Annotated in this window: 13 protein-coding genes; 2 read left to right on the top strand and 11 right to left on the bottom strand. The window is 63.7% G+C overall.

Features of this window, described 5'->3' with window-relative positions; genetic code table 11:
• Positions 1-30: 30 nt before the first annotated feature.
• Positions 31-837, top strand: coding sequence for a sulfurtransferase (locus tag NKH01_RS29040; RefSeq protein ID WP_353023611.1), 807 nt, complete (start codon positions 31-33; stop codon positions 835-837).
• A gap of 5 nt (positions 838-842) precedes the next feature.
• A complete protein-coding gene (msuE, locus tag NKH01_RS29035; RefSeq protein WP_353023609.1) occupies positions 843-1,409 on the top strand; it encodes an FMN reductase in 567 nt (188 codons plus the stop codon).
• A 3-nt stretch (positions 1,410-1,412) separates the two neighbouring features.
• On the opposite strand, the gene NKH01_RS29030 is transcribed toward msuE, so the two are convergent.
• From NKH01_RS29030 to NKH01_RS28980, 11 genes are all read right to left on the bottom strand, one after another.
• The gene (locus NKH01_RS29030; RefSeq protein ID WP_353023607.1) at positions 1,413-2,738 is read right to left on the bottom strand and encodes an LLM class flavin-dependent oxidoreductase; all 1,326 of its coding nucleotides are present in this window, start codon (positions 2,736-2,738) and stop codon (positions 1,413-1,415) included.
• 62 nt (positions 2,739-2,800) lie between these two features.
• On the bottom strand, positions 2,801-3,172 hold the full coding sequence (locus NKH01_RS29025; RefSeq protein WP_023804055.1) for a 4Fe-4S dicluster domain-containing protein: 372 nt from the start codon (positions 3,170-3,172) through the stop codon (positions 2,801-2,803).
• On the bottom strand, positions 3,169-4,758 hold the full coding sequence (locus tag NKH01_RS29020; RefSeq protein ID WP_353023606.1) for an FAD-dependent oxidoreductase: 1,590 nt from the start codon (positions 4,756-4,758) through the stop codon (positions 3,169-3,171). Before NKH01_RS29020 ends, NKH01_RS29025 begins: the two co-directional genes overlap by 4 nt.
• Before the next feature lie 12 nt (positions 4,759-4,770).
• On the bottom strand, positions 4,771-5,562 hold the full coding sequence (locus NKH01_RS29015) for an ABC transporter ATP-binding protein (protein WP_353023604.1): 792 nt from the start codon (positions 5,560-5,562) through the stop codon (positions 4,771-4,773).
• The gene (locus NKH01_RS29010) at positions 5,535-6,422 is read right to left on the bottom strand and encodes an ABC transporter permease subunit (RefSeq protein WP_353023602.1); all 888 of its coding nucleotides are present in this window, start codon (positions 6,420-6,422) and stop codon (positions 5,535-5,537) included. The genes NKH01_RS29015 and NKH01_RS29010 overlap by 28 nt, the downstream gene beginning before the upstream one ends.
• A gap of 26 nt (positions 6,423-6,448) precedes the next feature.
• Positions 6,449-7,426, bottom strand: a complete 978-nt coding sequence (locus NKH01_RS29005; protein WP_353023600.1) for an ABC transporter substrate-binding protein — start codon at positions 7,424-7,426, stop codon at positions 6,449-6,451.
• A 57-nt stretch (positions 7,427-7,483) separates the two neighbouring features.
• Positions 7,484-8,821, bottom strand: coding sequence for an LLM class flavin-dependent oxidoreductase (locus tag NKH01_RS29000; RefSeq protein ID WP_353023598.1), 1,338 nt, complete (start codon positions 8,819-8,821; stop codon positions 7,484-7,486).
• Positions 8,822-9,017: 196 nt separating this feature from the next.
• Positions 9,018-10,652, bottom strand: a complete 1,635-nt coding sequence (locus NKH01_RS28995; RefSeq protein WP_353023597.1) for a copper resistance CopC/CopD family protein — start codon at positions 10,650-10,652, stop codon at positions 9,018-9,020.
• On the bottom strand, positions 10,649-11,194 hold the full coding sequence (locus tag NKH01_RS28990) for a YcnI family copper-binding membrane protein (RefSeq protein WP_353023595.1): 546 nt from the start codon (positions 11,192-11,194) through the stop codon (positions 10,649-10,651). Before NKH01_RS28990 ends, NKH01_RS28995 begins: the two co-directional genes overlap by 4 nt.
• Positions 11,195-11,216: 22 nt before the next feature.
• Complete coding sequence (locus NKH01_RS28985; protein WP_353023593.1) at positions 11,217-12,014, bottom strand: ABC transporter ATP-binding protein; 798 nt, start codon at positions 12,012-12,014, stop codon at positions 11,217-11,219.
• Positions 12,008-13,027, bottom strand: a complete 1,020-nt coding sequence (locus NKH01_RS28980; protein WP_353023591.1) for an ABC transporter permease — start codon at positions 13,025-13,027, stop codon at positions 12,008-12,010. Before NKH01_RS28980 ends, NKH01_RS28985 begins: the two co-directional genes overlap by 7 nt.
• Between the last annotated feature and the right edge of the window lie 9 nt (positions 13,028-13,036).

Here is a 13,036-nt window from a genome sequence, read left to right as displayed (position 1 = left end):
GGCGCCCCGCCTCCTGTCAAAGAGAATCTGATGCCACACGATCCCATCATCGAGCCCGACGCGCTGCCATCAATTGGCGAGTTTCGTCTGCTCGACGTGCGTGAGCCTGCGTCCTTCGAGGCCGATCACCCGGCGATGGCCGTTCGCGTGCCAATCGAAGAATGGGAGGCCGCCGCGAAGTCGGGCGAGACCTCCTTTGAGAACGTCACCTACTGGGAGCAGGCGATCACCGATCTCGGCGTCGGCGGCCCACGGCCCGCTGTGATCTATGACGACGGGCGCATGACGGAGGCCGCCCGCGTCTGGTTCATCCTGCAATATTTCGGCGCGGAGGCGCTGATCGTGAACGGCGGATGGCCTGCCATCCGCGGACAGAGGGAACCGCTTGCGCAGGCAAGTGGACTTTCAGGTCCGACGACATTCAAGGCTCGACCGGGAGTGGGATCGGTCGGGTTGGTTGACCGGCTGACGCTGAAGGCCGACCTGGACAGCGTCCAACTTCTCGACGCTCGAACAGCGGATGAGTTCGCCGGCACGGACCTGCGGCGCAACGCTCGGGGTGGCCATCTGCCCGGCGCGCGCCTGCTTCCGCATGCGAGCCTGCTCGACGATGGCCGCCTGAAGCCAGCGGGCGCTCTACGCAATCTTCTGTCCGCAGCCGGGTTCCGGGCCGGCGATCACGTGGTCACCCATTGCGACGGTGGTGGCCGCGCCGCACTTGCGGCCGCCGCCGCGGTCCGAGCAGGATATGATGACGTCCGCGCCTACTATCTGAGCTTCGCCGACTGGGCGAAAGACGAGAGCTGCCTGGTCGTACTGGACCCGCAAACCCGGTGAACATCATGACAAACCCCACCGTCGTCGGCTTCTCAGGCAATCTCACGCGGCCATCCAAGACGCGCAGCTTCGTCGAGCATTTCGTCACTGAGATCGCGCCGCGTCACGGCCTTGCGGCAGTGACCTTCGATCTGGACGATGTCGGCCCCTCGCTTGGGACGGCACGTTGGTCGCGCGATCTCGACGAGGCGGGCCAAAAGGTGCTTGATGCGGTCGTCTCGGCCGAGGTGCTGGTCGTCGGCTCGCCGACCTACAAGGGCAGCTACACCGGCCTGTTCAAGCATTTCTTCGACCTCGTCGATCCGGCTGTCTTGCGCGGCAAGCCGGTACTTCTGACCGCGACCGGCGGCGGCGAGCGGCACGCGCTGATGATCGAACATCAGCTCAGGCCTCTCTTTGCCTTCTTCGAGGCGCTCGTCTTGCCGACCGCGGTCTATGCGACGGACAAGGACTTCCTGAATGGTGCGCTTGCCTCTGAGGCCATTCGCAAGCGAGGCGAACAGGCAATCGACGATGCGAGCTCTCTCCTGATCTCCCGCCGACGCGGCGTCGAACGCGCCTCTTCGATCTGACGGTTAGTCGAAAAACCGGTTCTTGGGACGTGCCAAACCAAGATTTTCGCGGAGCGTTGACCCCTCATATTCGCGTCGGAACAGCCCGCGCCGTTGAAGTTCCGGCACCACTCTGTCGACGACTTCGTCGAGCCCGGCTGGCAGAAAAGGGAACATCACGTTGAACCCGTCCGACCCGTCCTCGACAAGCCACTCTTCCATCTCATCGGCTATCGTTTTTGCTGTGCCGACAAACGCCAGGCCGGAATAGCCTCCCAGACGTTGGGCAAGCTGCCTGACGGTCAGGTTCTCCAAGCGTGCAAGCTCGACTACGCGTTCGCGCCCGCTTTTGCTGGCATTGGTCTCCGGGATGTCTGGCAGCGGCCTTTCGGGATCGAAATTGGACGCATCGTGGCCTATCGCGATAGAAAGCGAGGCGATCCCGCTTTCGTAATAGACCAGGCTGTCGAGCGTGGCGCGCTTGGCACGGGCTTCCTCGACCGTGTCCCCGACGATCACGAAGGCGCCGGGCAATATCTTGATCTGATCACGAGCGCGTCCTGCTTGTTCCGCCCGGCTTTTCACGTCTGCATAAAAACGTTGACCGGCCGCCAGATTCGCATGTGCGGCGAAAACTACCTCGGCCGTCTCGGCGGCAAGCTGCCGCCCCGCCTCCGATGCACCCGCCTGGACGATCACCGGCCAGCCTTGAGGCGGCCGGGCGATGTTGAGCGGCCCGCGCACCGCGAGTTGCGGTCCCTTGTGATCAAGGACATGAAATTTGGCCGGATCGAAATAGAGGCCGCTTTGCTGATCGCGAACAAATGCATCGTCCGCGAAACTGTCCCAGAGACCGGTCACCACGTCGTAGAATTCACGGGCGCGGCGATAGCGTTCGCCATGCTCGACGTGATCCTCCAGCCCGAAATTGAGCGCGGCGTCCGGGTTCGATGTCGTCACGATATTCCAGCCGGCCCGTCCGCCGCTGATGTGGTCCAGCGACGCAAAGCGTCGGGCGACGTGGTAGGGCGCATCGAAGGTCGTCGAAGCCGTGGCTACCAGTCCAAGGTGGTCTGTCACTGCCGCTAACGCCGACAGCAACGTGAATGGCTCGAACGAGGTGACGGTGTGGCTCCGTTTCAGGGCTTCGATGGGCATATTGAGGACGGCCAGATGGTCCGCCATGAAGAACGCATCGAACTTGGCGGCTTCAAGCGTCTGCGCGAAACGCTTTAGGTGAGCGAAGTTGAAGTTCGCATCTGGGAAAGCGCCGGGGTAACGCCAGGCACCCGTATGAAGACTGACGGGGCGCATGAACGCGCCGAGCCGCAACTGCCGTTTCTGTATCATGGAAATGAGGTCCCGGATAAACGCTCAGGTCATAGGAATGTCGGCTGAGGCAAAATTTCCATTCACGCGTTTCCGGCCGCCTCGGCGATGGCCATATCCCTCGCGCGCAGGAAGACGCTCTCCATCCGCCAGTGCTCGTTGGTGTAGCGGGGATCGGACCCCCATTCATCCCAACCGTGATTGCGGCGGAATTCGCCCAGCAGGCTGGAGGCGAGAATGTCGTCTTTATCGACCACGGTGGGGCTTTCGCAGTCCGGAGCGACATAAATCGCATCCCCACGGCAATAGAGCTCGCACATGAAGCAGGTTTGGCAGTCCTCCTGCCGGGCGATGCGCGGCGTGTCGCCGGAAACCGCTTCGAGCACGTTGGTCGGGCAGACTTCGACGCAGGCGTTGCAGCCCGTGCAACGCTCGGCGATGACGAGTTCGATCATGATGCAAGTTCCAATGCGTGGCCGTAGTCCGACCTCGTCCAGACCCTGTCCAGGCCGCCGACAATAATGCGCCGGTTATAGCGGGGGTCGGTCTCCGGCCGGTCCTCGCGCTGGTGCATGCCGCGGCTTTCGTCGCGCGCCAGCGCCGACGCGGCACACCAGCGCGCCGTGGCCAGCATCGCGGCGGTTTCTCGAGTTCTCAACAGACCGCCGCCAACACCCCCTGCGTGCGCATCAAACTCCGCCCAGGCACCTTCAAGTACCTCGGCGGAGTGCCGGAGCTTTTCCCCGCTGCGGAAGATGTTCTTGTCGTAAGCCAGCATCTCGCTCTGAATGGCGGACAGCGTCGCACCAAGGTCGACATCGCGCTGCACACTGGCAGGGCGCAGGCCCGCCTGCCCGATAGGCCTGCCCCCCACTCCGGCACGATTTTCGGCGGCATGGCGCGCCGCACCCTTCCCGGCCCATTGGCCGGACGAGACCGCCCAGGCAGAATTGATGTTGCCGCCGCCTGAAATCGCACCGGCAACTAGTTCACGCGTCGCCGCATCGCCCGCCGCGTAGAGGCCCGGAACCGAAGTCACGCAATCCTCGCCGACAATGCGCAGCCCGCCGATGCCGCGGATCGTCCCTTCCCCGTGCAAGGTCACTTCGAACCGGTCCTTGTATGGGTCGATGCCCCAGCGCCGGAACGGGAGCATGAAATTGGGCGAGATCGTCGGCACCTGCGCGCGGATATCCTCCGGCGTGCGGGCGAGATCGCAGAAGACGCGGCCCTTCAGCATTGCCCGCGCCAGTGGCCGTGTCGTCTCCGGCCCAGGCGGCATCGGAATGACTGCACCGTCCTCGTCGTAATAGGTGGCGAATGCGTAGGACATCGAGCGTGTCATCGTCGAGCGCACCGGCGCGACGGTATAGTAGGTGGTGAACTCCATCCCAGAGAGTTCGACGCCTGCTTCTGCCGCCATCAAATAGCCGTCGCCCGTATTGGTGTGCGAGCCAAGCAGGCGCGACAGAAACGAAGTGCCGCCGGTGGCGATGACGACCGCGCCGGCATTGACCTGCCACGCGCCGCCTTTCTGTCGCCGGATACCGCGCGCGCCCGACACCGAGCCATCGAAACGCTGCAGCAGCTCTAGCGCCGGGCTGTGGTCGAGGATGGTCACGCCGAGACTGTCGACCAGCTTGCGCAGGGCGCGCATGTACTCCGGGCCGCGCAGGGCGCGATATTGCTTCGCGCCGTTTTCATCTTTGGAGAAGTCGTAAAAACCTTCGAGCGTCGGTAGGCTCTCCCAGGTTAGCGCCAGGATGCGCGCCATCCACCCCGGCTCGTTCAGGCCTGCCCCTGTCTTTCTCCTGTTGCGAATAGCCGTCTCACGCAATTTGGGAGGATCTGGCGGTATCCACCAATGGCCCGGTCCGGCAGTTGCGGTGACACCGCTGGTGCCGCAATAGCCCTTGTCGGCGAGGATAACCGAAGCGCCCGCGCGCCGCGCCGCCGAAGCAGCCCAGGTTCCGGCAAGTCCGCCGCCGATGATCAGCACGTCGGCGGTCAGTTCGAGTGTCTCTCCGCTCGACCTGTTCATCGTCCAAGACCCTCAGTTATTGCCGTGAGTGCCGTGACGCACACCCAGCCAGTCGAGAAGCCTGCCGCGTATCCTGGCGAAGACCGGATCGGCGACGTCACGCGGACGGGCCAAGTCGATCCGTTCCTCATGCGCGATGACGCCGTCCTTCATGACAAAGACCCGGTCGGCGAGAAGCACTGCCTCCTCCACGTCGTGGGTGACCAGGAGAATGGCGCAGCCATGCCGCTGCCAGAGCTCGCCGACTAGGTCCTGCGCCTTGATGCGGGTCAGCGCATCGAGCGCGGCAAAGGGTTCGTCGAGAAGCAGCAAGTCGGGTTCGCGCACCAGCGCCCGCGCCAGCGACGTTCGCTGCGCTTCGCCGCCGGACAGAACCTTCGGCCACACGTCGGCCCGGTGGCCGATCCCGACCTCTTCCAGTGCGGCGAGAGCACGCGTCTTGTTGGGACGTCCCGGCAGGCCGAGGACGACATTGCGCCACACCTTCTTCCACGGCATTAGCCGCGGCGCCTGGAAGGCGACGGCACGGCGCACCGGCACGTCGACCTCGCCGACGATCTCGCGGTCGAGATCAGCGAGAATGCGCAGCAGCGTGCTCTTGCCGCAGCCGCTGGCGCCGAGTAGCGCCACGAACTCGCCCGCCGCGATGTCGACATTGAGATTCTTCAACACCTCGCGCTCGCCGAAGCGGCGTTTGAGCCCGCGAACCCTGACTGCAGGCAGCGGGGCTTTCGAGTGTTTCGCGACAGGCGGAGGCGCGACCGCCTCGACCACGTTCAAGTTCCGCTGAAGGCTGGCCGCCATGCGAGGAATACCTTTTCGAGAGTGCGGACAGTGAAATCGACGCCAAGGCCGAGCAAGGCATAGACGACGAGACACACCACGATGACATCGGTCTGGAACATCTCCCGCGCGTTGGCCATCAGATAGCCGATGCCGGCGGTGGCGTTGATCTGCTCGCCGAAGACCAGCGCCAGCCAGGCGATACCGAGCGAATAGCGCAGACCGACCAGCGCGCTCGGCAGCGCACCGGGCAGCACGACGTGCCTGATCATTGCGCTGCGCGACAGGCCGAGCGTGCGGCCGGCCTCGATCAGCGTCGAATCGACGTTGCGGATGCCGGCATAGACGTTGAGGTACAGCGGAAAGGCGGTACCGAGTGCGATCAGCGCGATCTTCGGCGCTTCGCCGATGCCGAACCAGATGATCAGCAGCGGGATCAACGCGACGTTGGGCACGGTGCGCAACATCTGCATCGTTGCGTCAACCAGATCCTCACCGAGCCGAAACAGGCCCGCGATGACGGCAAGCGTCACGCCGATGGAACCGCCGATCGCCAGGCCCGCCATGGCGCGGCCGAGCGAGATCACCATCGCATCCTGCAACTCCCCGGTCTCGACGAGCTTGACGGCGCTGCCGATCACAGTCGACGGACCGGCGAGGACCTCGCTTGGCAGCACGCCGGTTTGCGACGCGACATGCCATAGCAGGACCAGCAGGATGGGACCGGACAGCCGCCGCAGCCAGCGCGGCACCCCCTGCCCAGCGGTCGATACCGGCTCGATGCGCTGCCGTGCCAGCGGACCGTCGTGTTTGGCCGGAGCATTCGCCGGCCACCTCTCGACGGCGCCCGGCGTGATGGTGATCGTGGCGATCGAACTCATCGGCTTGTTCCCTTTCGAAACCGGCGTCAGTTCGTGGGCAGCCCGCGATAGACGTAGTCGGCAAGCTTGAGGTCGCCGCTCAGCACGCCGGCTTCCTTCCAGGTATCGAAGACGTTCTGGAGCGAAGCGGCGAAGGCATCGTCGATGGGCTGCCTCACGTAGGCGGCTTCATCCGGGTAGAGACCCTCGATGGTCGCCTTGTCCTGCTTGGTGAAGGCGGCATAGAAATCGAGATAGGCATCCTTGTTCTTTTTCGACCAGTCGAATGCGTGTTCGATGCGGTCGGAGAAGTCGGCGATCGCGGCGACCTTGCCAGGATCGGCCAACGCATTGTCGGTGGCGCTCAGCACGAAGTTGCCGGTGTTGATGCCGGGGCCATCGATCAGCACCGTTGCCTTCAGCGTGCCGATCGAGCGCGCCTTGTAGATGCCCCAGGTCCCCCAGGCGTCGATGCTTCCGGCCTGGAAGGCGGCGCTGGCATCGGAAGGGTTGAGGAAGGCGAGCTCCACGTCGTCCTGGGTAAGCCCAGCTTTCTTCAGGACCCCGAGGACGAGATAGTGGGCGACACTACCGCGCGTCGTCGGCGAAATAGTCTTGCCCTTGAGATCCTCGATCGTCTTGATCGGGCTGCCCGCCGGAACGATCAACGAACTGCCAAGGCCGCCATTCGAATAGTTGGCTACGACCTTGATCTTCGACCCTCCGGCGATAGCGCTGACGGTCGGCGAATCGGCAGCTTGGCCGATGTCGATGGCATCCGCCTTCAACGCCTCATGCAGATTGACGGCGGCCGGATAGACCGACCACTCGATCTGGTAGGGAATGTCGGCGAGCAGGCCGGCCGCTTCGAATTTCGCCTTGGTGGCGCCGGTCTGGTCGCCGACGCGCAGTACGACCTTGCTGAGGTCTTCGGCTGCGAGAGCCGACGGCTCGGAACCGAATACGGCGACGGCAGCGAGTCCGCCGAGAAGGAGACCGAGTGTGCGGCGATTGAGCGTTTTCATGGGGAGGTTCACTTCCAGCTTGTGAGAGTGGCTTCGGTTGCGAAAGCGCGGGAAAGATTACTCGGCAGCGACGGCTTCGTGGCGCCCAGCATGGCGATTGGGCGGCACCGGAATTCCGAGATTGCCGCGGAACGTCTCGCTTTCGTATTCAGTTCGGTAAATGCCGCGCTTCTGCAGAATCGGGACAACGGCCTCGACGAAGACTTCGAGTTCCCTCGGCAACGACACATTGAAGACGAAGCCGTCGGAGCCGCGCTCCTCCAACCAACGCTGGAATGCGTCAGCGACCTGCTCCGGGGTGCCGACAAATTCCGTGCGCGGCGTCGCGAAACGCAGAGCGACCTGGCGAAGCGTCAGGTTTTCCCGCTCAGCAGTTTCCAAAATCTTGCGCGAGGTGCTCTGGTTGCTGTTCGCCCCAAATGCCGACACGTCCGGGAATGGCGTGTCGAGATCGTGCTGCAGGAAGTCATAGTCGTTGAACGGACGGCCAAGCATAGACAGCGCGTTCTCGATCGATGTGAGGTCGGCAAAATCCTGGTACTTGCGCTCGACTTCCGCTTCGGTCGAGCCGATCACCGGGCGAATTCCGGGGAGGATGAAGAGCTTGTCCGGATCGCGGCCAAACCCGGCGGCGCGTTCCTTGATATCGCGGTAATACGCTTTGCCTTCATCGAGATTTTCGTGGTGGACGAAGATCGCGTCGGCGCGGCTCGATGCAAAATTCTTGCCGTCCTCGGAGGCGCCGGCCTGGAAGATCACCGGCTGGCCCTGCGCCGAACGGGCTATGTTGAGCGGACCCTTGACCTGAAAGAACTCGCCCTTGTGATTGAGTGTGTGAAGTTTGGCCGGATCGAAGAATACGCCACTCTTCTTGTCATGGACGAGAGCGTCGTCCTCCCAGGAATCCCACAGGCCCTGCACGACGTCGAGATGTTCGGCGGCGAGCCGGTAGCGCGTATCATGCGCGAGATGCGAAGCTTTGCTGAAATTGGCAGCACTGCCTTCGAGCCACGACGTCACCACGTTCCAGCCGGCGCGGCCGCCACTGATATGGTCGAGCGAGGCGAACTGGCGCGCGACATTGAAGGGTTCGCTGTAGCTGGCAGTCAGCGTGGCGACGAGACCGATATGGGAGGTGGCGCCAGCAAGCGCCGACAGAATCGTCAACGGCTCGAACCGGTTGAGATAATGCGGGCTCGATTTTTCGGTGATGAAGACGCTGTCGGCGACGAACACGAAATCGAACTTCGCAGCCTCTGCGAGTTGCGCCTGCTTCTTGTAGTATTCAAAGCTCGTGCTCGCAGTCGGGTCGGCATCCGGATGGCGCCAGTCGCCCCACCCCATGCCGACGCCATGGAGCATGAAGCCGAGTTTCAGCTGACGTTTTTGGGGCATGACGGACTCCCTGGCTCTCATCTGGGCCGTGGCCGGAAGGTCGTTTCGCTTCCGCCGATTTCCATCAGGCTAATTTCTACTAGTTTAGTAGACTAGGCATGGCGTGCTGAACTTTCCCCCGATCGGAGAGTCGAATTCTCCTTTCCGGCGTTATGCTGGGCAGGTTGTCCGCAGGTTCGAAAATCGGCGATCCGGCTCACGGCGATGCCTTTCGGACATCGAAGACATCCATGAGGGTGACTGAACGAAAATCCGACACGAGGACGGTGACGCGGACGATCCAGAAGCCATCCAGGGGCAGCACGAATCCGTCGGCGAGATAGACGCCATCCCCGGCCCGGCGCGCTTCCCGCGTGAACGGACCGAGGCCGTAGGACGGCTTGTCGAGGTCTATGCTCAATCTGACCGGGTCGAATGGTTTTCCATCGAGGAGCAGGTCGCGCACCTCCACTCTGACTGGCCCGACGATCGGCGGATGGATCGACAGGGCAGCACTGACCCCGTCCTTCTGCACACGGACTTCCTGGGCTTCGAACAAAGCGGGATTTGCCGCAATTGCGCGCGGCGGCGGCGTAAATCGCCATAGGCCGAGCACAGCGATGACAGCGGTTGCAAGAACGATCTCAGCGCCCACGCTGCGCCTCAGGCGCCGCGTCGCGCCCGCGTCGCCAGCGATCGCGGGTGCGGTCAGGTAGAAACGATTGAGCGCAGCAAGCAGCAGCAGCGCAAGGACCAGGGAAAGCTTTGCCAGCAGTATCAGCCCATAATCCGTGTTCCACAGCGCGGAAACCGTCTCGACCTGCACGGCGGCGAGCACCAAGCCAGATACGATCAAAACGCCAACGACCACCGGGGTAGCTGAGGAGAAGCGCCTGAGCACGACCGGCACCGATGGGCCACCTCGCAGGAGCGCGGCCACCAGCGGAACCAGCGCGCCGATCCAGAGCAGTACCGTCACCGCGTGCAGGAAAACCGCTGGGACAGTCAGATAGCGTGGCGGCGCAGTCGAGGCATGACCGGCGCTGGCGAGCGAAACGCCGACCATTACCAGCGCGGCGACGGAGAGCGAGATGCCAAAGCGCGGCCGACCGCGGGTCTGGGCGGAAGCATAAGCGAGGAAGATGGCCGTCACAGCCAGCAACACCGAACGGCCATAGCTTGTCGCCCATAGCCCGGCCCGCCAGATGTCGAGCATCGCCAGGCCGGAGAGCGGCGCGCCCAGCGCATCGAGCCCCTGGAAGCCGATCAGCAGCGGCGCGGCCACCAAGCCGGCGAACAGCGCCCCCTTCACGATGCGGGCTTCCGGCGCCGGGTCGGAGCGGCCGATCAAGGCGTTGAATGCCACGCCGCCGACACCGACGATCAGCCCGGCGAGCAGCAGGAAGCGCGCCGACCAGAGCCCGATCCGGACGGAGATATCTGATTGCTCGATCGTCGCCGGCGCGACCGCGCTCGGTGCGCCGATCGAGAATACCAGGCCTCCCCCGATCGGATGACCATCGGACGAGGCCACGCGCCAGGACAGGATATGCGTGCCGTTTTCTAGGCCGGGCGGCAACGTCAGCACGATCACCGAACCCTTCTCGCCGATCTCCTTCAGGATTTCGGTGCTCCCGCTTGGATGGATCAACCGCGCTACGAGCGGCCGGGCCGGTTCGGAGAAATGCAAGGTGACGGTTTGCGGCGCGGCCGCCACAATCGCCCCATCGACCGGCTCGGCGGCAATCAGCGTCGCATGCGCGAAAGCCGATCCGGCACAAAGGCTCGACACGAAAACGGCGGCGAAGATCGCCGCCGCCTGCCGCAAAAGTAAGGCACGAAGTCCGGTCACGATCCGGCGAGTATCCTTATCGACGGCGCCGGGAATTTGAGATCTTCGGAAGAGGCGCCTGCCGACGGGATCTCGATCCAGCGCTCGACGCCGGCCTCGCATTCCTGGACGATCGGAACAAAGATCGCCGCCACCGCGATGTCTTCCGCCACCTTCGCCCGGAACACGAACTCGTCATAGTAAGCGTCTTCGAGCCTGCCGCCCGACCATGCGATCTCCTTGATGACGGCATCGTCATGTCCGCCATGGGCAGCGTGGCCGTTTTCGCCGGAGCCGTCGCCCTGGGCTTCGATCCGGGTGACGTCCAGCGTCCAGCCGGGCTTGGGCTGCGGCTTGGTCTCCGTCAATTCCTCCGGCAGCGCAATCCTCACCGCCGTGGTCGGTGACCCGGCACAACCATGCGGAACCCTGAACACGAACTTGACCGTGCTGCCCGCCTTTACCTCCTTGTTCTCGAAGGTGATGTGGGCGTGGGCGGGAAGCGATATCGCAAACGCCGCCATAGCGAGGGTAGCGCGCAAGCCGTAGTTGAGCATTTTCATTTGAAGGATTCCGATCGGTTGACTACCAGGTTGCGGCGAGGCCCAGATGGCCGAGAGCTTCCCGCCTAAGTTCCGCCAGGCGCGGATCGCCACGATGGCGTGGGTAAGGAAGATCGACCTCGATGTCGGCGACGATGCGCGCCGGCCGCGGGCCGAAAATCAGCACCCGCTGCGTCAAGAACAGCGCTTCCTCGACATCATGGGTGACAAGAACGGCGGTCAGTCCCGCGCGCTGCCACAGGCTTACAAGCTCCGTCTGCATGGTGAGACGCGTCAGTGAGTCGAGCTTGCCGAGCGGCTCGTCGAGCAGAAGCAGGCGTGGCTCGTTCACCAGCGCGCGGGCAAGGGCCACACGCTGCGCCATGCCGCCCGAGAGCTGATGTGGGTAGGCCTTGTCGAATCCGCCCAGCCCGACGAGCTGGATCGCGTCATCGACCCTCTGCCTGGACTTCTTCAGTATGCCCCTGGCTTCGAGGCCGAGTGCCACATTGTCCCACACCGTCCGCCACGGAAACAGGGTCGGATCCTGGAAGACCATGATGCGCGAGGGATCAGGATCGCCGACGTTTTCACCATCAACCTTCAAGTCGCCTTTGGTCGGATGATCGAGGCCGGCGAGCAGGCGAAGCAGCGTCGACTTACCGCATCCGGAGGGCCCGAGCAGCGCGACGAACGATCCCGGCTCGACCGAAAAGTCGATGCCGTCGAGCACGGGGAGCGGTTCGCCCTCGAGCTCGAACTGATGGAAGACGCTCTCAATGTCGATCTTCTGGCCGGCAGCAGTGGATGCCGCTATCGTGTTCGTTGCGAGAGCTACCATCTGACGAGACCTTTCTGCCAGGACAGCGTCCAATCGCGCACGCGGAACAGGATGGTGATCAGGCTCGAGCACATCAGGGCCATCACCAGAAGTGCGGCATACATGTTGGCATAGGCTGCCCAGCCTTGAGCCCATTGCAGATACCAGCCGAGGCCGGCCTTGACCCCCAGCATCTCGGCGATGACGAGCACTGCAAAAGAGGTGCCGAGCCCCATGAACAGGCCGACGAAGACGTGCGGCAGTGCTGCCGGGATCGCCACTTTCAGGATCAGGAACCGGGGTTTGGCGCCGAGTGTGCGGGCGATGTCGTAATAGTCGCGGTTGACGCCGACGATGCCCGACCAGGTGAGGATGGTTACCGGGAAAGCGGTGGCAAGCGCGATCAGGAACACGCTCGCCGATCCGCTGGTCGGGAAGATGAAGAAGGCGAGCGGCAGCCAGGCCGTGGCCGGCAGCGGGCCGATGAGCCGCAGCACCGGATGCACCCAATAGCTCGCCGCCTGCGACCAGCCGATCGTCACGCCGGTGATGAAGCCGGTGAGTGCGCCGAAAAAGTAACCCTTGGCGAGCAATGCAACGGAATACCAGACGCTGAGACCAAGCCGGCTCCAATCGTCGAAGAACACTTCCAGGATGCTCTGCGGCGAGGAGAAGAACGGCACGGGCAACCAGCCGGTCTTCGCCGTCACCACCTCCCAGATCGCGACGACGAGCGCGGCGGCAATCGCCCAGGGTCCATAATAGCGGATGGTGGAGGCGATAGCTCCGAATAGCCGCCCCGTCGCTGCGACGACGACCAGACCGAGCGCGAGCGCCATGGCGATGATTGCCAGTTCCCGGCCATATGGCTGCGGTATGATCTCCGGCCACAGCTCGACTAGCGCGGCGACGCCGATCCAACCGGCTGCGGCGACGAGCCCAAGTATCCAGATTCCTGCCCCGGTCGGCGCCGAAGCGCCTTCCAGGGCAGAGGTTTCAGCGTGCCGGGAAATCGCCGGATCGATCGATGCCATCGTTCCGCC

It is taken from the genome of Mesorhizobium sp. M1403 (assembly GCF_040317695.1).
In the GTDB taxonomy this organism is placed as follows: domain Bacteria; phylum Pseudomonadota; class Alphaproteobacteria; order Rhizobiales; family Rhizobiaceae; genus Mesorhizobium.
This window is presented reverse-complemented; position numbering and strand designations above follow the sequence as displayed.

What these genes read in the sequence shown, in the direction of transcription:
- NKH01_RS29040 (WP_353023611.1), top strand. Translation starts at nt 31, where the DNA reads ATGCCACACGATCCCATCATCGAGCCCGACGCGCTGCCATCAATTGGC.
- msuE (WP_353023609.1), top strand. Translation starts at nt 843, where the DNA reads ATGACAAACCCCACCGTCGTCGGCTTCTCAGGCAATCTCACGCGGCCA.
- NKH01_RS29030 (WP_353023607.1), bottom strand. Translation starts at nt 2,738, where the DNA reads ATGATACAGAAACGGCAGTTGCGGCTCGGCGCGTTCATGCGCCCCGTC.
- NKH01_RS29025 (WP_023804055.1), bottom strand. Translation starts at nt 3,172, where the DNA reads ATGATCGAACTCGTCATCGCCGAGCGTTGCACGGGCTGCAACGCCTGC.
- NKH01_RS29020 (WP_353023606.1), bottom strand. Translation starts at nt 4,758, where the DNA reads ATGAACAGGTCGAGCGGAGAGACACTCGAACTGACCGCCGACGTGCTG.
- NKH01_RS29015 (WP_353023604.1), bottom strand. Translation starts at nt 5,562, where the DNA reads ATGGCGGCCAGCCTTCAGCGGAACTTGAACGTGGTCGAGGCGGTCGCG.
- NKH01_RS29010 (WP_353023602.1), bottom strand. Translation starts at nt 6,422, where the DNA reads ATGAGTTCGATCGCCACGATCACCATCACGCCGGGCGCCGTCGAGAGG.
- NKH01_RS29005 (WP_353023600.1), bottom strand. Translation starts at nt 7,426, where the DNA reads ATGAAAACGCTCAATCGCCGCACACTCGGTCTCCTTCTCGGCGGACTC.
- NKH01_RS29000 (WP_353023598.1), bottom strand. Translation starts at nt 8,821, where the DNA reads ATGCCCCAAAAACGTCAGCTGAAACTCGGCTTCATGCTCCATGGCGTC.
- NKH01_RS28990 (WP_353023595.1), bottom strand. Translation starts at nt 11,194, where the DNA reads ATGAAAATGCTCAACTACGGCTTGCGCGCTACCCTCGCTATGGCGGCG.
- NKH01_RS28985 (WP_353023593.1), bottom strand. Translation starts at nt 12,014, where the DNA reads ATGGTAGCTCTCGCAACGAACACGATAGCGGCATCCACTGCTGCCGGC.
- NKH01_RS28980 (WP_353023591.1), bottom strand. Translation starts at nt 13,027, where the DNA reads ATGGCATCGATCGATCCGGCGATTTCCCGGCACGCTGAAACCTCTGCC.